The sequence below is a fragment of the Billgrantia antri genome (genome assembly GCF_019430905.1).
In the GTDB taxonomy this organism is placed as follows: domain Bacteria; phylum Pseudomonadota; class Gammaproteobacteria; order Pseudomonadales; family Halomonadaceae; genus Halomonas; species Halomonas antri.
Genome location: NZ_JAHYCA010000007.1, coordinates 180,293 through 198,000, shown reverse-complemented (window position 1 = coordinate 198,000; position 17,708 = coordinate 180,293). Strand labels below are relative to the sequence as shown.

Genomic DNA, 17,708 nt, shown 5'->3' with positions numbered 1-17,708 from the left:
CCAACAATCTAGGTAGTATGCCAACACGATGTCAATCCGATTTCACTCCGCTTTGGGCCAACGCCACAACCGCTACCTGCTGATGCGGCATGGCCACAGCCAGGCCAATGCCCGTCACTTGATCATCAGCACGCCGGCCCGGGGTCTGGCGGAATATGGCCTCTCCGAGCAAGGCGAAGCGCAGCTGGACGCGCTGCTCGCCGACTGGCGCTGGCCGGCTCCTACCCACATTCTGCACTCGGACTTCCTGCGCACCACGCAAACCGCCAGGCGAGTGGCCGCTCACTTCGGCCTCGAGATGCAGGCCGAGCCGCGCCTGCGCGAGCGCGACTTCGGCGAACTCGAGGGCGCGGCGGACAGTCGCTATCGTGACGTCTGGGTCCATGATGCGCGCAGCCCCGAGCACCGCGAATACGGGGTCGAGAGCGTGGCCAGCGTCGCCGCCCGCATGCAGGGCGTGATCGCCTCGCTGGAGCAGGCACTGCGGGGCGAGACCGTACTGCTGGTCAGCCACGGCGACCCGCTGCAGATCATGCTGACCGCCCTCGAAGGTCGCCTGCTGACGGAGCATCGCGACCGCGAAGCGCTGCTGCCGGCCGGCATCGCTGTGCTCGATTGATCGGGACATCGACAGGACGGCTGACGCTCGGCGTCTTCTGGGGTAGCATCGGCTTTCCGGCAGGGATGCCGGCCACATCATCGTACTGCGAAGCATCCACGGGAGGACCCCGATGCGACAGTTCCTGTTTCCCCGCCGCCCGATGTCCCGGGGCGTGCTGCTCCTGATTCACTTCGGTCTGCAGGCTGGCCTGCTGACTTACGCCCTGCTGTGGCTGCTGCCGCGCAGTCCTTGGTTCGGCGCGGTCGAATGGCACCTGGCCTGGCCCAGCCTGGCGCTGGGAGTCGGGCTCTGGCTGGCCGCGACCCTCGTTTTGCGCCTGCTGATCGAGCTCTGCCTGCTGCCGCATCACCTCGCCAACCGCACCGGTTTTGCCCCGGGCGACATGGTCACCCGCTCCTTCGAGCGCCGCCCGGCGGTGCACGACAGCCAAGCGGCCTGGACCAGCGAGGCACGCCCGGTGGAAACCGAGCCCAGTGTTCTCGGCAACGCACGCGTGACACGGCCCGCCGAGCCTCTCAAGCCTCAGGGCAGCCTCTGAGCTAGCCGGGCCTAAACGGAATGCGCGGCCGGCCCCGTAGAGTGAGGCGGCCGCGCAGGGCCCAGACCTCAGTGACCGAGGATCTGACTGAGGAAGAGCTGCGTCCGCTCGGACTGCGGATTGTTGAAGAAGGGCTCCGGGGCGTTCTCCTCGATGATCTGGCCCTGGTCCATGAAGATCACGCGGTCGGCCACGGTCTTGGCAAAGCCCATCTCGTGGGTCACGCAGAGCATGGTCATGCCCTCGTTGGCCAGCTCCACCATGACGTCGAGCACCTCCTTGATCATCTCCGGGTCGAGCGCCGAGGTAGGCTCGTCGAACAGCATCACGTCGGGATGCATGCACAGCGAGCGGGCAATCGCCACGCGCTGCTGCTGCCCGCCCGAGAGCTGGCCGGGATACTTGCGCGCCTGCTCGGCGATCTTGACCCGCTCCAGGTACTGCATGGCGAGCCGCTCCGCCTCGCGGCGTGGCTTCTTCTGAACCCACATCGGTGAGAGGCAGCAGTTCTCCAGTACCGTCAGGTGCGGGAAGAGATTGAAGTGCTGGAATACCATGCCTACGCTGCGGCGGATCTGCTCGATGCGCTTGACGTCCTGGGTCAGCGGCACGCCGCCGACCACGATCTCGCCGGCCTGGTGCTCCTCGAGATGGTTGATGCAGCGGATCAGCGTCGACTTGCCCGAGCCCGAGGGCCCGCAGATGACGATCCGCTCGCCCCGCTTGACCTCTAGGTTGATGTCGCGCAGTACATGGAAGTCGCCGTACCACTTGTTGACGCCGCGCATCTCGACCATCAGGGTCTCCGCGCCGGCCTGGGTTGCCTGTTCAGTCATTGTTCTAGTTCCTATCTCTTATGGCCGGTGTGAAGTTTCCGCTCGAGGTACTGGCTATAGCGCGACATGCTGAAACAGAAGATCCAGAACATGAACGCGGCGAACACGTAGCCCTCCAGGGAGAAGCCCAGCCAGCGGGAATCCGACAGCGCTGCCTGCACGATGCCGAGCAGGTCGAACAGCCCGATGATCATTACCAGGGTGGTGTCCTTGAACAGCGAGATGAAGGTGTTGACGATGCCGGGGATCATCAACTTCAGCGCCTGGGGCAGCACGATCAGGCCCATGCGCATCCAGTAGCTCATGCCCAGCGCCGCCGCCGCCTCCTCCTGGCCACGGGGAATCGCCTGCAGCCCGCCGCGGATGACCTCGGCCATATAGGCGCTCTGGAACAGGGTGATGCCGATGAAGGCCCGGATCAGGCGGTCGACGCTGACCCCGGTAGGCATGAACAGCGGCAGCATCACCGAGGCCATGAACAGCACCGTGATCAGCGGCACGCCGCGCCAGAACTCGATGAACACCACGCAGAAGCTCTTGACGATGGGCATCTGTGAGCGTCGCCCGAGTGCCAGCAGGATGCCGATCGGCAGCGCACCGACCATCCCCACCACGGCCAGCACCAGGGTCAGCATCAGCCCGCCCCAGCGGTGGGTTTCCACCACCCGCAGGCCGAAATGCCCGCCGTAGAGCATGAAGTAGGCGAACACCGGGAAGGCCACGAGGGTGGCCAGCGCCACCCAGCGCTTGAGCGGCAGCCGCGGGATCATCAGCCAGGCGATCAGGGCGGCGAACACGGCGAAGGTCAGGTTGATCCGCCAGAGTTCGTCGCGCGGGTAGAGGCCGTAGATGAACTGGCCGATACGCGCATTGACGAAGACCCAACAGGCGCCTTCACGGGAACAGTCGTCGCGGCTGGTGCCGATCCAGTCGGCATTGATGAAGGCCCACTGGATCGTAGGCGTCAGCAGCAGGTAGAGCAGATAGAGCCCCAGCAGGGTGAAGATCGTGTTCACCGGCCCGCTGAACAGATTGGCCCGCAGCCAGGCCACCGGGCCGATGGTATTGCCGGGCGCCGGTCGCGCCTCGATCATCTTGTGTTGAATCGTCATGGCGCCTCTCCTAGCGTTCCACCAGCGCCACGCGGGCGTTGAACCAGTTCATGAACATCGATACCAGCAGGCTGATGGTGAGGTAGACCGCCATGGTCATGGCGATGACCTCGATCGCCTGCCCCGTCTGGTTGAGCGTGGTGCCGGCGAACACCGAGACCAGGTCCGGATAGCCGATGGCCGTGGCCAGCGAGGAGTTCTTGATCAGGTTGAGGTACTGGCTGGTCAGCGGCGGGATGATCACGCGCAGGGCCTGGGGCACCACCACCAGGCGCAGCACCAGGTTGCGCGGCAGGCTCAGCGCCTGGGCTGCCTCGGTCTGGCCGTGGGGAATCGCCTGGATGCCAGAGCGCACGATCTCGGCGATGAACGAGGCCGTATAGATGGAAAGCGCCAGCCATAGGGCCAGGAACTCGGGGATGACGGTAATCCCCCCGCGGAAGTTGAAGCCGCGCAGCTCCGGCACGTCCCAGGTCACCGGCACGCCAGTGGCGACCAGCACCAACAGCGGCAGGCCAATGATCAGGCCCAGCGAAATCCAGCCCGCCGGCAGCCGCTTGCCGGTGGCTTCCTGGCGTCGCTTGTTCCAGATCATCAGCCCGACACTGGCCACGACAGCCACGCCGAAGGCCAGCGGAATCAGGCCGAAGCCCGACTCGAATAGGGGTTGGGGCAGAGACAGGCCGCGCACGTTGAGAAACACGGCCTCCCCGAGCGACAGGCTGTCACGCGGGCTGGGCATGGCGCGCAGCACGGCGAAGTACCAGAAGAAGATCTGTAGCAGCAGCGGGATGTTACGGAATATCTCGATATAGCCGCTGGCCAGCCGGGCGATCAGCCAGTTGGGCGACAGCCGGGCGATGCCGACGACGAAGCCGATCAGGGTAGCCGCCAGGATCCCCAGCGCCGATACCACTAGGGTATTGAGCAGCCCCACCACAAAAGTACGGCCGTAGGTACTCTGCGAGGAGTATTCGATCAGGCTCTGGACGATGCCGAAACCGGCGGTATTGGTCAGGAAGCCGAAGCCGGTGGTGATGCCGCGGGCGGCCAGGTTGGCCTGGGTATTGCCGACGATATACAGCAGGAAAGCCGCCACTGCGGCGATCAGCAGGGCTTGGAAGAGCAACGCACGCTTGGCGCGATCACGCCAGAAAGGCGGTTTTGGGCCCACGGACTGGGCCTTGGGTCGAACGGACATGAAGGGACTCTCCGCCTGGATCCGTCAAGCAGGTATCAAGCCCCGGCCTGGGATGGCCGGGCCGGGGCTAAGTTGGATCGAGGCACCTCAGGTGACTCGGACGGTTCGATCAGCGGATCGGCGGAGCGTACTGGAAGCCGCCATCGTTCCACAGCGCGTTCACCCCGCGCTCGATACCCAGCGGCGAATTCGGGCCCACGTTGCGATCGAAGCTTTCGGCGTAGTTGCCGACCTGGCTGATGATGTTGTAGGCCCAGTTGGCGTCGAGCCCCATGCCCTCGCCGTAGTTGCCGTCCTGCCCCAGCAGACGGGCGATGTTGGGGTTGTCGGAGTCACGCATTTCGTCGACGTTCTCGCTGTTCACACCGAGCTCTTCGGCGTTGAGCATGGCGAACAGCGACCACTTGACGATGTTGAACCACTGGTCGTCGCCCTGACGCACTACCGGCCCCAGCGGCTCCTTGGAGATCACCTCGGGCAGGATCATGGCACTGTCGGGTTCGGAAAGCTGAATGCGCAGTGCGGCGAGCTGGGAAGTGTCGGAGGTCAGCACGTCGCAGCGGCCAGCCTCGAAACCGCCCACGGTCTGCTCGGAGGTATCGAAGACGATGGGATCGAACTGCATTTCGTTGGCACGGAAGTAGTCGGCCAGGTTCAACTCCGTGGTGGTACCGGACTGGATACAGATGGCGGCACCATCGAGCTCTTTGGCGCTGGAGATACCCAGATCCTTGGACACCAGGAAGCCCTGGCCATCGTAGAAGTTCACGCCGGCGAAGTTCAGGCCCAGGGTGGTGTCGCGGGTAGCGGTCCAGGTGGTGTTGCGCGAGAGGACGTCGACCTCGCCGGACTGCAGCGCGGTGAAGCGCTCGACGGCGTTCAGCGAGATGTAGCGCACGGCATCGGCATCGCCGAACACCGCGGCGGCCACGGCACGGCAGACATCGACATCAAGACCCTGCCACTCACCCTGGTCGTTCGGCGCGGAGAAGCCCGGCAGGCCGTCACTGACGCCGCACTGAACGACGCCTCGCTCGCGCGTATTCTCGAGTGTCTCGGCGGAAGCCACGGAGACGGCACCCAGAGTCAGTGCGGCTGCGGAAGTGAGCAGCACCCACTTGTTCTTGTTGTCGCGCATGGAAAGATCCCTCGTAGGTCTATTGTCTTTTGGACGATGCATGCCGAAGCATGTGCCTGCACCTTAGCAAGGTTTGTTCCAAGGCAGGGATAGCGCAGGCAAAACACTTATTCAACGGTCGTGAAGAAGAATATCCGGCCGCATCCGTTGCCCCACGATGGTGCAACGAGGCGAGATCGCGCACCAGCGATGCGGTGCGCTTGCCTTCAACGAAAGAGGCTCATCCGGAAACACGACGCCCCCGCAGGCAGAGCCTACGGGGGCGCTTCACGAGGTTCGCCGCGGCGGGCGAACCTCGAACGCTACGGGGCGGCGTCAGTGCCGAATGAGATAGTCGAAGGCCCCCAGTGCGGCCTTGGAACCCTCGCCCATGGCGATCACGATCTGCTTGTAAGGCACGGTGGTGACATCGCCGGCAGCGAAGATGCCGGGCACCGAGGTCATGCCGCGCTCGTCGATGACGATCTCGCCGCGGGGTGACAGTTCGATCGATGAATCGGTCAGCCACTCGGTGTTGGGTACCAGACCGATCTGCACGAAGATGCCTTCCAGGTCGAGTCGCTTGATCTCGCCGCTGGCGCGCTCCTCGAAAGTCAGGCCGTTGACCCGGGTTCCGTCGCCGTTCACCTCGGTGGTACGCGCGCCAAGGATGATCTCGACGTTGGGCAGGCTGCGCAGCTTCTTCTGCAGCACCGCGTCGGCGCGCATCTCGTCCATGAACTCGATCAGCGTTACGTGGCCGACGATGCCGGCCAGGTCGATGGCCGCCTCGACGCCGGAGTTGCCGCCGCCGATCACCGCCACGCGCTTGCCCTTGAACAGCGGGCCGTCGCAGTGGGGGCAGTATGCCACCCCCTTGTTGCGATACTCGGCCTCGCCGGGTACGTTCATCTCGCGCCAGCGGGCACCGGTAGAGAGGATCAGCGTCTTGCTCTTGAGGCGCGCGCCGGACTCGAACTCCACCTCGTGATCGCCGCCCTGGTCGGCCGCCGGAATCAGCTTCACCGCACGCTGCAGGTTCATGATGTCGGCTTCATACTCCTTGACGTGTTCCTCCAGCGCCGCGGCCAGCTTGGGGCCTTCGGTGTAGGGTACGGAGATGAAGTTCTCGATCGCCATGGTGTCGAGCACCTGGCCACCGAAGCGCTCGGCCGCCACGCCGGTGCGGATGCCCTTGCGCGCGGCATAGATGGCCGCCGCGGCACCGGCCGGGCCGCCGCCCACCACCAGCACGTCGAACGGGTCCTTTTCGTTGAGCTTGGCCGCCTCTCGCTTGGCCGCGCCGGTGTCGACCTTGGCCAGGATCTGCTCCAGGCTCATGCGGCCCTGATCGAAGGGCTCGCCGTTGAGGAAGATGCTCGGCACCGACATCACCTGGCGTGCTTCCACCTCGTCCTGGAACAACGCGCCATCGATGGCCACGTGGCGCACGTTCGGGTTGAGGATCGCCATCAGGTTGAGGGCCTGCACCACGTCGGGACAGTTCTGACATGACAGCGAATAGTAGGTCTCGAACTCCAGCTCACCCTCGAGCTGCTTGATCTGTTCGATGACGTCGTCGCTGACCTTGGGCGGGTGACCGCCGACCTGCAGCAAGGCCAATACCAGCGAAGTGAACTCGTGGCCCATGGGGATGCCGGCGAACACCAGGCCGGTCTCCTCGCCGGGACGGTTCAGGGCGAAGGAGGGCTTGCGGGCATCCTCGCCGTCGAGGCGCAGGCTGATCTTGTCGCAGAGGCTCTCGATGTCCTTGAGCAGTCCGTGAAGCTCCTTGGACTTGGCGCCGTCATCGAGGGACGCGACGATCTCGAACGGCTGCGTGACCTTTTGCAGGTAGGCTTTTAGCTGACTTTTCAGATTGTCGTCCAACATGACAGCGGTTTCCTTCATGTCTGGCTCATGATTGACGGCAAGACGCCGCCCTGACGCGGACCCAAAGTCAGCGCGGGCAAGAGCTTGCACATCTGGGAAAGAGCGCCCGGGCGGTGCCGCCCGGGCTGGGAACACACGAGGTCAGGGGATTGCCTCGCGGACCGGAAGATCCGTCTTAGATCTTGCCGACCAGATCCAGAGACGGCGCGAGGGTCTCTTCGCCTTCCTTCCACTTGGCGGGGCAGACTTCGTTCGGGTTGTTGCGCACGTACTGAGCGGCCTTGACCTTGCGCAGCAGCTCCTCGGCGTTGCGGCCGATGTTGCCGGCATTGATCTCGACGATCTGGATCTTGCCGTCGGGATCGACGACGAAGGTACCGCGCTCGGCCAGGCCGGCGTCTTCGATCAGCACTTCGAAATTGCGCGAGATCTGCAGGGTCGGGTCGGCCAGCATCGGGTATTGCAGCTTGCCGATGGTCTCGGAGCTGTCGTGCCACGCCTTGTGGGTGAAGTGGGTGTCGGTGGAGACGCTGTAGATCTCGACGCCCAGCTTCTTGAATTCCTCGTAGTTGTCCGCCAGGTCACCCAGCTCGGTGGGGCAGACGAAGGTGAAGTCGGCCGGATAGAAGAAGAAAACGCTCCACTGGCCCTTCAGGTCGGCGTCGGTGACGTCGATGAACTCGCCGTTGTGATAGGCAGTGGCTTTGAACGGCTTGACTTCGGTGTTGATCAGGGACATTCAGCAATGCTCCATGTCATGGGGTGGATGTTCCGAATACGGGGCACATCATATCCATCGCAACCGATAGGCGAAAATTGATTGCCGCCATGGTTCCGATAAGGCTTGTCTATGGTGGCACCGTGGCTTCATTGCAAGGCCACCGCCTCCCCCTGTCGATCCAGCGCCAGGAAGCGCTGGGTATTGCCCATCTGCAGCGACTCGACCATGCGCTGTAGATGACTCTCGGCTTCGTCGCCGGTGGGTGCCTGCCGCCCCCGACCCGACAGTGCGCCGACGAAGACGATGTCCCACTCGACCCCGGTACGCTGCGACTCCGCAACCAGCGAAGCCATGTCGCTGAGCTCCTCAGGCGTCTTGTCGACGCACAGCACCGGCGTCAGCACGCCGCCCTCGCCCTGCTCGAAGCGCTGGCGCTGCTCCTCGCTGGGGTCGTCGGGCAGCTCGGCTCGGGTAAACACGAACAGCAGCCGCTGCGGCTCGGGCTGACTCCGTGCTTCCTCCAGCAGGTCGGCAAAACGGGAAATGGCCAAGGCGCTCCTCCAGACGTTGCGGCCCCCGGGCATGGGGCGAAGTGGTCGTGCGCCGAACGGGCGGCGCACGGGATACGATAGCGCATTCGCCCCTCCCGCGCCTGACCTGGGTCAGTGCCCCGTCACCTCGTGGGGCGGGAAGCGCGCCAGCACTTCCCGCTCCTCGCCGCGGCGGCGAATTACCAGCGGCAGCAGGGTGCCGGGCGGCTGGCGACGCACCTGTCCGATCAGGTCGGCAGGCTGGGTAACGGTCTCACCGGCCGCCCGCAGGATGACGTCGCCCGCCTCGATCCCGGCCGCCTCGGCGACCGAACCCTCGATCACCTCCTCCACCGCAACCCCCTCCCCGTCGGATGCCAGCAAAATGCCAAGTTGCGGCGGGGAGACCACCGGTTCATCGTGTTCGACGATGCCGAACAGCGCCTGCGCCACATCTGCCGGGGGCGGCTCGCAAGTCGCGCCGGCCGCCGGCCAGGGCAGCAGCGTGGCGAAGTCGTCGATTCCCAGGTCGACGAGCTGATGCGGCACGCCGTGACCGTATTGCAAGTGGCCCTGACCGATCAGACCGACCACCAGCGCGGTCTCGCCGCTGGCCTGCTTCAGGCCGGCGGCCATGGCCCGGTCCCACACCAGCTGCGCCGCGATGAAGCGCTCGAGGCCTTCCCCGTCGTCGTCGCCGTTCATGTGCTGGGCGTGTATCTCGGCCAGGCGCTGGCGATAGCCGGGCGAGGCCTCGACCGGTGCGGTAATGCCGAAGCGCTCCGCTTCCGGCACCGCCGCCCAGCCCGCCTCTGCCAACCGCCCACGTAGTTTGCGGGAGACGTTGATCGCCCTGAGCGGTACCCGATTCAAACGGGCGAAGTGCAGGATCGGCAGGTAGAGTTCGGCATCGAAGCCCCAGGCGGCATACCAGTCGCTTGCTTCGAGGAAGGCCACCTCGTCGAGCTCCCCCGCCACCCAGGCGTCGAGAGCCGGCTGCGCCTCGCGCGGCAGCATCTCGAGGGCGATGGCCATGTCCGGCTCAAGGGCATGCAGACCGGCCACGACATGCAGCTGCCAGCGATGGTGGTCCATGCGATCGTGCTGCTCGCCGAGCAGCACCACCTCGCGCCCGGCCAACTCACGCATCAGCATTACGCTGTCGAGCTCTTCACCGGCGGGACGAAGCCACTGCCCAGGGGCGGGACAGGAATCGGCCCGCGTGCCAAGGGCCATGGCGCTCAAGGCCAGGCAGGCCAGCACAGGCAGGACACGGGGCAAGGCGAACGAACGGCGCATCGGAACCTCCCTATCGAATCGCCCCATGATGGCGCATTGCGCGCCGCTCGGCAGCATCAGACAGCCTGCCGATGCGCCTCGTCGTCCTTGCTCTCTTCGAAATGGAACTCCAGTTGGTCCGGCTCCAGACGCGGATCGAGCTCGGTGAAGTGTGGCGTCTCCAGCGTCGGTACCGCCACGAAGGGCTCCTGCTCGACCTCCTCGACGGGTACGCCGGGACGCCGGCGCAGGCGCCAGGCCACGAACGCTGCCAGCGCCAGCGAGGCGCCACCGAGAAACACCCACAGGCCATCGGGACCAACCAGGCGCATCACCAGCGAAGCGGCGAAAGGGCCGATGATCGAGCCGATGCCGTACCAGATCATCAGCTTGGCGTTGGCCGCCACGACCTCGCCGGGTTCGAGCCAGTCGTTGGTGTGGGCCAGGCTGAGGGCATAGAGCGTATGCAGCATGGCGGTATGGAAGCAGGCGGCCAGTACCAGCATCCAGAAGTCGATGCGCACCAGCATCGACACGAAGGCACCCGAGACCGTCATCACCACCGCCATGCCGAGGATCACCTTGCGCCGGTCGATGCGATCGGAGAGCCGCCCCAGCCCCCACTGGGCGAACAGCGCCACCATGGTGGTAATGGCCATGAAGCGGGCCGTCTCGCCGGTGCTCAGGCCGACCTCCTGGCCGTAGAAGGGCGTCATGGCAAAGAACGCCTGGACCATCATGCCGGCGGTGAAGGCGCCGACCAGCCCCACCGGGGCACGCTGGTACAGCGCCTTGAGGCGGATCTTCTGGGGCTGGAAGTCGTGGGCCTGGCGCGGGCCTTGGATACGCACGATCGACAGCGGTACCAGCGCCAGGGCGAACAGCATGCCGACCAGCGAGAACAGTGCGGGCCCCGACGGATCGCCGACATTGAGCATCCACTGCCCGCCGGCCAGCGACAGGGTCGAGATGATCATGTAGAGCGCCAGCACCCGTCCACGGTTCTCGTTGGTCGACTCCCCCGAGACCCAGGACTCCATCACCATTAGCATGCCGGCGGTGGCGACACCACCGATCAGGCGCCAGGCCAGCCAGGCCCAGGGGTTGACCCACAGCCCGTGCAGCATCGCGGTGACCGCCAGCAGGCCGGCGCAGGCGGCGAACACGCGGATGTGGCCGACGCTGCGGATGCGCTTCTCCAGCGCATAGCTGCCCAGCACGAAGCCAAGCGAGAAGCTCGACATCAGCAGACCCGCCATCTGCGAGGGGAAGCCCTCGATGGACATGCGCACCCCGAGCAGGGTCATGATCAGGCCGTGGCCGAGCAGGAAGCTGATTTCGCAGACGAACAGGATCGGAAGGGTTGCCGGTAGACTGCGCAAGATGTCACTCCGTTGACGTAGCTGCACACGCTCCGGGCCAGCGGCGGCCCGGGCTCGAACGAGTTTACTGTGGCCTGAGTGTAGTAAGCCCCCCTCCCTGCGTGCCAGTCCGAAGGCGCTGTCATCCCCGTCGCGATGGGTCTACGCTGGGAATGACCCCCCAGACTCGCGTTCGTGGAGATGGATCATGGCAAGGATGCGCAAGCGGGTACTCCGCTGTCTGCATTGGGGAGGCGCGCTGCTGGGCGCGGCTTGGCTGACCGGCGCCAGCGCGCAGGAGACCGAGCCGGACTCCGCCAGTCCCGCCGTCCCGGGCCGCGGTGCGGCGACACCGGACCCTGCCGAGACCACGCCTCCTCCCGATGTCACTACTGGCCAGTACGGCACCAGCAGCGGCATCACCAACTCGGACATGCTGATCCGCGAGGAGGACAGCGGCAGCGGCCAGGCCCAGGGAGACAACCTGTTCCAGACCCCGGCCGCGGGCTCCGAGGCCGGCCCCGACCATGATGTGCAGACGCCCGAGACAGACACCGATGCTGACCAGCGCGCCGGCGCCGAGCAGCCCCGAACGTCGCAGGCGAACGACAATTCCGCAAACGGCCAGCCCCAGAGCAGCAACGCTGACCAGGGGCGCGACAACGGTAGCAGTGACCAGAACCGATGACCGAACCAAGCACGAGCGGGGCGTCGTCCCGAACGTCCGCCGCAGCAAGACCGACAGCCAGCCATAAGAGGTAGAAGAACCAGGCAGGAGGCCTCATGACCCTACAGGTGACACGTCGACAATTCTTCAAGCTCGGTGCGACCGGGCTGGCCACGTCCAGCATGGCCATGATGGGCTTCGCTCCGGAGCCTGCCGTCGCCTCGGTCCGCCACTTCAAGCTGACCGGCGCCAAGATCACGCGCAGCAACTGCACCTACTGTTCGGTGGGGTGCGGCGTGCTGCTCTACAGCCGGGGCGACGCGGCGATCAACGTCGTCGATGACATCTACCACGTGGAGGGCGATCCCGATCACCCGGTGAGCCGCGGCTCGCTGTGTCCCAAGGGGGCGGGACTGCTCGACTACGTCAAGAGCGACTCGCGGTTGCGCTACCCCCAGGTGCGTGAGGCCGGCAGCAACGAGTGGAAGCGTATCGGCTGGGACGAGGCGCTCGACCGCATCGCGCGCCACATGAAGGACGACCGCGATGCCAATTTCGAGGCCGATGACGATGACGGCAACATCGTCAATCGCTGGACCACGACCGGCATGCTGGCGGCCTCGGCCTCGACCAACGAGACCGCCTATCTGACCCAGAAGGTGGTACGCAGCCTCGGCATGGTGGCCTTCGACAACCAGGCGCGCGTCTGACACGGACCGACGGTGGCAGGTCTTGCCCCAACATTCGGTCGCGGTGCCATGACCAATCACTGGGTCGATATCCGCAATGCCGACCTGATCGTCACCATGGGCGGCAACCCCGCCGAAGCGCACCCCGTGGGCTTCCGCTGGGTGATGGAGGCGCGTCAGTACAACGATGCGCGGCTGGTGGTGGTCGATCCGCGCTTCAATCGCACGGCGGCGGTAGCCGACTACTACGCCGAGATCCGCACCGGGAGCGACATCGCCTTCCTCGGCGGGTTCATCAACTACCTGATCGAGAACCAGCGCTTCCATCGCGAGTACGTGCTCGCCTACACCGACGCCAGCCTGATCGTCAGCCCCGAGTTCGGCTTTGAGGATGGCCTGTTCAGCGGCTACGACCCCGACAGGGGCGAGTACGACAAGGCGAGCTGGCGCTACCAGCACAACGCCGACGACTACGCCCGGCGCGACGAGACCCTCGAGCACCCGCGCTGCGTGTTCCAGCTGATGCGCCGGCACTACAGCCGCTATACCCTCGATGTGGTGTCATCGGTCTGCGGAACGCCGCGCGACAAGATCCAGCGCGTGTGGGACATGATGGCTGAGACGGCTGCGCCCGACAGGACCATGACCTTCCTCTACGCGCTGGGCTGGACGCAGCATTCGATCGGCTCGCAGATCATCCGCACCGCGGCCATCATCCAGCTGCTGCTGGGCAACATGGGCATGCGTGGCGGTGGGGTCAACGCCCTGCGCGGCCACTCCAATATTCAGGGCCTGACCGACCTGGGCCTGCTCTCCAACCTGCTACCGGGCTACCTCAAGCTCGCGCAGTCTGACGAACAGAGCTATGCCAGCTACATCGACGATCGCGCCCGCCCGCCGCTGGTGGAGGACGAGGTCTCATACTGGCGCCACTACGAGCGCTTCCACGTCAGCCTGATGAAAGCGTGGTTCGGCGACGCCGCCAGCGCCGACAACGACTGGTGCTACGCCTGGCTGCCCAAGCTCGGCCAGCCTCTCTACGACGTGCTGCACACCTTCGAGCGCATGCACCGGGGCGAGGTGAACGGCTACATCTGCCAGGGTTTCAATCCGCTGGCGGCCTTCCCGCACAAGGCCAAGAACACCGAGGCTCTGTCGCGGCTGAAATACCTCGTGGTGATCGACCCGCTGCGCACCGAGACGGCGGAATTCTGGAAGAATCACGGCGAGTTCCACGACGTCGATCCCGCACGGATCGACACCGAGGTGTTCCGCCTGCCGACCAGTTGCTTCGCCGAAGAGGACGGCACCATCGTCAACAGCTCACGCTGGCTGCAGTGGTTCTGGTCGGCGGCCAAGCCTCCCGGGGAGGCGCGCGCCGACACGGCGATCATGGCCGGCATTTTCCTGCGACTCAAACGCCTCTACCAGCAGGAAGGCGGGGCTTTCCCCGAGCCGATCCTCAACCTGCAGTGGCCCTACCGCTACCCGGAGGAGCCGAGCCCCGACGAGCTGGCACGAGAGTACAACGGCTGGGCGCTCGAGGATGTCTACGACGAGGCGCGCAACCTGGTGGTGCGCGCCGGCGAACAACTCCCCGACTTCGGCACGCTGCGCGCCGACGGTTCCACCGCCTGCGGCTGCTGGCTGTTTGCCGGCTGCTGGCCGCGCGAAGGCAACCTGATGGCCCGGCGCGACAACTCCGACCCCTATGGCACCGGCCAGACCCTGGGCTGGGCCTGGGCCTGGCCGGCCAACCGTCGCATCCTCTACAACCGCGCCAGCGCCCGCCCCGACGGCACCCCCTGGTCGCTGCGCAAGGCGGTGGTGTGGTGGAACGGCCAGCGCTGGGTCGGCAACGATGTGCCCGACTTCCCGGTGGGCTCGGCGCCGGAAGAGGGCCAGGGCCCCTTCATCATGAACCAGACCGGGCGCGGCCAGATCTTCGCTCGTGATCGCATGAACGAGGGTCCGCTCCCCGAGCACTACGAGCCCTTCGAGACCCCCATCGCCAGCAACCCCCTGCATCCCGACAACCCGCGGGCCAAGCACAACCCCGCGGCACGGGTATTCGAGCAGGATCGCGAGAACTTCGGCACCCTCGAGGAGTTCCCGCATGCCGCCACCAGCTACCGCCTGACCGAACATTTCCACTACTGGACGATGCACAACCGGCTCAACGCCATCGCCCAGCCGGAGAAGTTCGTCGAGATCGGCGAACGCCTGGCCGAGGAGCTGGGCATCGCCAAGGGCGACCGCGTGCGGGTCAGCTCCAAGCGCGGCTACATCGAGGCCGTGGCGGTGGTGACCAAGCGCATCCGCCCGCTGCAGGTGGCGGGCCGCACCGTGCATCAGGTGGGGATCCCGCTGCACTGGGGCTTCCTCGGCGAGACGAAGAAGTCCTATCTGACCAATACCCTGACGCCCTTCGTCGGCGACGCCAATACACAGACGCCGGAATTCAAGTCGTTCCTGGTGCGGGTCGACAAGCTGTAGGAGGAGGCCAAGGATGAGAGGCGACCAGATCAATCTGCAGAACGTCATCGCCCGCTCGGCGACCCAGGTGGAATCCCCCCGGCAGCGCGACGGCGGGGTGGAAAAGGTGACCAAGCTGATCGACGTGTCGCGCTGCATCGGCTGCAAAGCGTGCCAGGTGGCCTGTGCCGAGTGGAACGACCTGCGCGACGAGGTCGGCGAGTGTGTCGGCGAGTACGACAACCCCCTCGATCTCACTCCCGATACCTGGCAGGTGATGCGCTTCAACGAGTACGAGGACGAGCAGGGCAACCTGGAATGGCTGATCCGCAAGGACAACTGCATGCACTGCGCCGAGCCGGGTTGCCTCGAGGCCTGCCCCGCGCCCGGTGCCATCGTGCAGTACGCCAACGGCATCGTCGACTTCAATTCGGAGCACTGCATCGGCTGCGGCTACTGCGTGTCGGGCTGTCCCTTCGACGTGCCGCGCATCTCGAAGCAGGACCACAAGGCCTACAAGTGCACGCTGTGCTCCGACCGCGTCTATCACGGTCTGGAGCCGGCCTGCGTCAAGTCGTGCCCCACCGGCTCGATCATGTTCGGCACCCGCGAGGAGATGCTGCACCTGGCCGAGGAGCGCAGCGACTTCCTCCACCGGCGCGGATTCGAGAATGCCGGCGTCTACAACCCCGAGGGGGTCGACGGCACCCACGTGATCTACGTGCTGCAGCACGCCGACAAGCCCGAGATCTACAGTGGCCTGCCCGCGGATCCACGTATCAGTCCCCTGGTCGACGCCTGGAAGGGCGTGACCAAGCCGCTGGCCTCGGTGGCCATCGGGCTTGCCGCCCTGACCGGCTTCTTCCACTACGTCACCGCCGGCCCCAAGGAACACGGCGAGGAGGACGAAGCTGCCGTGCGCGAGGACGACGCCCGCGAACGTGAACGGGAGGAGCGCCCATGAGCCTGGCCAAGTCGGATCCCTCCCTCCAGCGCTACAGCGTCTGGAACCGCCTCAACCACTGGCTCGTCGCGATCAGTTTCGTGCTGCTGGTGCTCAGCGGGCTGCCATTCTTCCACCCCTTCTTCTGGTCACTGACGGCACTGTTCGGTGGGCCGACCATGACCCGCATCCTGCACCCCTGGATCGGCCTGTTCATGACGCTGATGTTCCTGTTCATGGCGATCGCCTTCTTCAGGGAGAGCCTGATCAGGCGGCGCGACATCCAGTGGCTCAGGCAGATCCGCGACGTGCTGGCCAATCGCGACGATAAGCTGCCGCCCGTCGGCAAGAACAACGCCGGCCAGAAGCTGGTGTACTGGATCATGCTCGGCTGCATCGCCCTGCTGCTGATCAGCGGCCTGCTGATCTGGCAGCCCTACTTCGCCGGGGCCGTGCCCATCACGCTACGCCGGCTGGCGTCACTGGGCCACGCCGGCGTCGCCTTTCTCGCCATCCTCACCCTGATCATCCACGTCTACTCGGGTATCTGGGTCAAGGGCTCGTTCCAGGCCATGGTGCGCGGCCGGGTCAGCTGGGCCTGGGCCCGCCATCACCATGACCTGTGGTACGAAGAAGAGCGCGAGAAGGCGCGCAAGCACCGTGCGATCAGCAGCCGCCACGACACGCCCACGAACCGACAGGAGTCGCCGTGACCCACGCCTTCGGCAACGCCCCGACGGGTGTCATGCAGCCGCCCGAGGTCCGCCTGCCCGACGCCGACCACTTCGCCCGCCGTGCTCGGCGCCTGCGCGAGCTCGCCGACCGCGTCGCGCCGCTGGGAGATTTCCTGCACTTCATGGCGCAGCTGGCACAGGCCCAGCAGGCGGCTTTCGAACATGCCACGCCGGCCTGGCAGCCGGAGCCTCGAGCCTTCGCGCTGGCACTGGAACATGGCATGCCACCGCTCAACGTGCAGGCGCTGCGCAGCAGCATCGATCTCGGGACCGAACTCGATGCCGTGCTGGACGCCCTCGAGCTGCATGTCGGCCAGGCCCAGCGCCCGCTCCTCGACGCCCTGCGTCGCCTATCGGCTGCCGAGATCGACCGGTTGGCGGATGAGGTACTCGCCGGCAACGCCGGCGAACCCACCCGGCGCGGATTGATGCCCCTGGTGGCCGCCGCACTGCAGGTGGCCTGGCTGCGACTGACGCGTGCGCTGCCCCAGGCGCCAGCACGCCCCGCCGGCGAGGTGCGTACCCTGTGCCCCTGCTGCGGCTCGCCACCGCTGGCCAGCGTGATCGAAGCCGAGCCGCGCTACCACGGCGTACGCTATCTGCAGTGCGGCCTGTGCGCCACCCAGTGGTACCTGGAGCGCTCCCTCTGCAGCGTGTGCGAACGCAGCGGCAAGCTCCATTACCTGAGCCTGTCGTCGGAGACGGACGAAACGGAGGAGGGCAACGCTGTCGCCCAGGCCGAAGCCTGCGGCGACTGCGGCAGCTACCTCAAGATATTTCCGCGCGAGCTGGAGCCCGCTGCCGAACCGCTGGCGGACGACCTCGCGAGCCTCGCGCTCGACCTGCTGCTCGGCGAGAAGGGGCGCTATCGACGCAGCAGCTTCAATCCGCTGTTGATCGTTGACGACTAGCAGACACAACATGGACGTCCCCCGCCCCGACATGCTATGCCATAGAAGTGCCTATTCCTCGAAACACGGAATATGACCCT

At 65.8% G+C, this 17,708-nt stretch carries 17 protein-coding genes; 8 read left to right on the top strand and 9 right to left on the bottom strand.

Going from position 1 to position 17,708, the window contains the following annotated elements; genetic code table 11:
- The first annotated feature begins 28 nt into the window (after positions 1-28).
- Both KPL81_RS17990 and KPL81_RS17985 read left to right on the top strand, forming a co-directional pair.
- Positions 29-619: a histidine phosphatase family protein gene (locus KPL81_RS17990; RefSeq protein ID WP_219793329.1), complete on the top strand. Its 591-nt coding sequence runs from the start codon at positions 29-31 to the stop codon at positions 617-619.
- A 112-nt stretch (positions 620-731) separates the two neighbouring features.
- Entirely contained in the window at positions 732-1,160 is a 429-nt protein-coding gene (locus tag KPL81_RS17985) for a hypothetical protein (RefSeq protein ID WP_209474768.1), read from the top strand.
- A gap of 68 nt (positions 1,161-1,228) precedes the next feature.
- On the opposite strand, the gene KPL81_RS17980 is transcribed toward KPL81_RS17985, so the two are convergent.
- From KPL81_RS17980 to KPL81_RS17940, 9 genes are all read right to left on the bottom strand, one after another.
- On the bottom strand, positions 1,229-1,957 hold the full coding sequence (locus tag KPL81_RS17980; RefSeq protein ID WP_209478738.1) for an amino acid ABC transporter ATP-binding protein: 729 nt from the start codon (positions 1,955-1,957) through the stop codon (positions 1,229-1,231).
- Positions 1,958-2,007: 50 nt separating this feature from the next.
- Positions 2,008-3,108 carry an amino acid ABC transporter permease gene (locus KPL81_RS17975; RefSeq protein WP_209474770.1) on the bottom strand — a complete coding sequence of 367 codons (1,101 nt, stop codon included), beginning with the start codon at positions 3,106-3,108 and terminating at the stop codon, positions 2,008-2,010.
- A 10-nt stretch (positions 3,109-3,118) separates the two neighbouring features.
- Positions 3,119-4,309, bottom strand: a complete 1,191-nt coding sequence (locus KPL81_RS17970) for an amino acid ABC transporter permease (RefSeq protein WP_209474771.1) — start codon at positions 4,307-4,309, stop codon at positions 3,119-3,121.
- 109 nt (positions 4,310-4,418) lie between these two features.
- Positions 4,419-5,447: an amino acid ABC transporter substrate-binding protein gene (locus KPL81_RS17965; protein WP_209474773.1), complete on the bottom strand. Its 1,029-nt coding sequence runs from the start codon at positions 5,445-5,447 to the stop codon at positions 4,419-4,421.
- A gap of 315 nt (positions 5,448-5,762) precedes the next feature.
- Positions 5,763-7,319, bottom strand: a complete 1,557-nt coding sequence (ahpF, locus tag KPL81_RS17960; protein ID WP_219793328.1) for an alkyl hydroperoxide reductase subunit F — start codon at positions 7,317-7,319, stop codon at positions 5,763-5,765.
- A gap of 175 nt (positions 7,320-7,494) precedes the next feature.
- A complete protein-coding gene (ahpC, locus tag KPL81_RS17955; RefSeq protein ID WP_209474777.1) occupies positions 7,495-8,058 on the bottom strand; it encodes an alkyl hydroperoxide reductase subunit C in 564 nt (187 codons plus the stop codon).
- A gap of 128 nt (positions 8,059-8,186) precedes the next feature.
- A complete protein-coding gene (locus KPL81_RS17950; protein ID WP_219793327.1) occupies positions 8,187-8,591 on the bottom strand; it encodes a ribonucleotide reductase subunit alpha in 405 nt (134 codons plus the stop codon).
- A 111-nt stretch (positions 8,592-8,702) separates the two neighbouring features.
- The gene (locus KPL81_RS17945; protein WP_219793326.1) at positions 8,703-9,869 is read right to left on the bottom strand and encodes a ChaN family lipoprotein; all 1,167 of its coding nucleotides are present in this window, start codon (positions 9,867-9,869) and stop codon (positions 8,703-8,705) included.
- Positions 9,870-9,925: 56 nt separating this feature from the next.
- Positions 9,926-11,230, bottom strand: a complete 1,305-nt coding sequence (locus KPL81_RS17940) for an MFS transporter (protein WP_219793325.1) — start codon at positions 11,228-11,230, stop codon at positions 9,926-9,928.
- A gap of 187 nt (positions 11,231-11,417) precedes the next feature.
- On the opposite strand from KPL81_RS17940, the gene KPL81_RS17935 reads away from it, so the two are divergent.
- From KPL81_RS17935 to fdhE, 6 genes are all read left to right on the top strand, one after another.
- The gene (locus KPL81_RS17935) at positions 11,418-11,897 is read left to right on the top strand and encodes a hypothetical protein (RefSeq protein ID WP_219793324.1); all 480 of its coding nucleotides are present in this window, start codon (positions 11,418-11,420) and stop codon (positions 11,895-11,897) included.
- 95 nt (positions 11,898-11,992) lie between these two features.
- On the top strand, positions 11,993-12,586 hold the full coding sequence (locus KPL81_RS20905; protein ID WP_209474786.1) for a molybdopterin-dependent oxidoreductase: 594 nt from the start codon (positions 11,993-11,995) through the stop codon (positions 12,584-12,586).
- A 12-nt stretch (positions 12,587-12,598) separates the two neighbouring features.
- Positions 12,599-15,061 carry a formate dehydrogenase-N subunit alpha gene (gene fdnG, locus KPL81_RS17925; protein WP_219793323.1) on the top strand — a complete coding sequence of 821 codons (2,463 nt, stop codon included), beginning with the start codon at positions 12,599-12,601 and terminating at the stop codon, positions 15,059-15,061.
- Between the two features lie 13 nt (positions 15,062-15,074).
- Complete coding sequence (gene fdxH / locus KPL81_RS17920; RefSeq protein WP_209474789.1) at positions 15,075-16,004, top strand: formate dehydrogenase subunit beta; 930 nt, start codon at positions 15,075-15,077, stop codon at positions 16,002-16,004.
- Positions 16,001-16,696 (top strand): formate dehydrogenase subunit gamma, encoded by a 696-nt coding sequence (locus tag KPL81_RS17915; RefSeq protein WP_219793322.1) that lies wholly within the window; start codon positions 16,001-16,003, stop codon positions 16,694-16,696. The genes fdxH and KPL81_RS17915 overlap by 4 nt, the downstream gene beginning before the upstream one ends.
- Positions 16,693-17,628: a formate dehydrogenase accessory protein FdhE gene (gene fdhE, locus KPL81_RS17910; RefSeq protein ID WP_219793321.1), complete on the top strand. Its 936-nt coding sequence runs from the start codon at positions 16,693-16,695 to the stop codon at positions 17,626-17,628. The genes KPL81_RS17915 and fdhE overlap by 4 nt, the downstream gene beginning before the upstream one ends.
- Positions 17,629-17,708 lie beyond the last annotated feature (80 nt).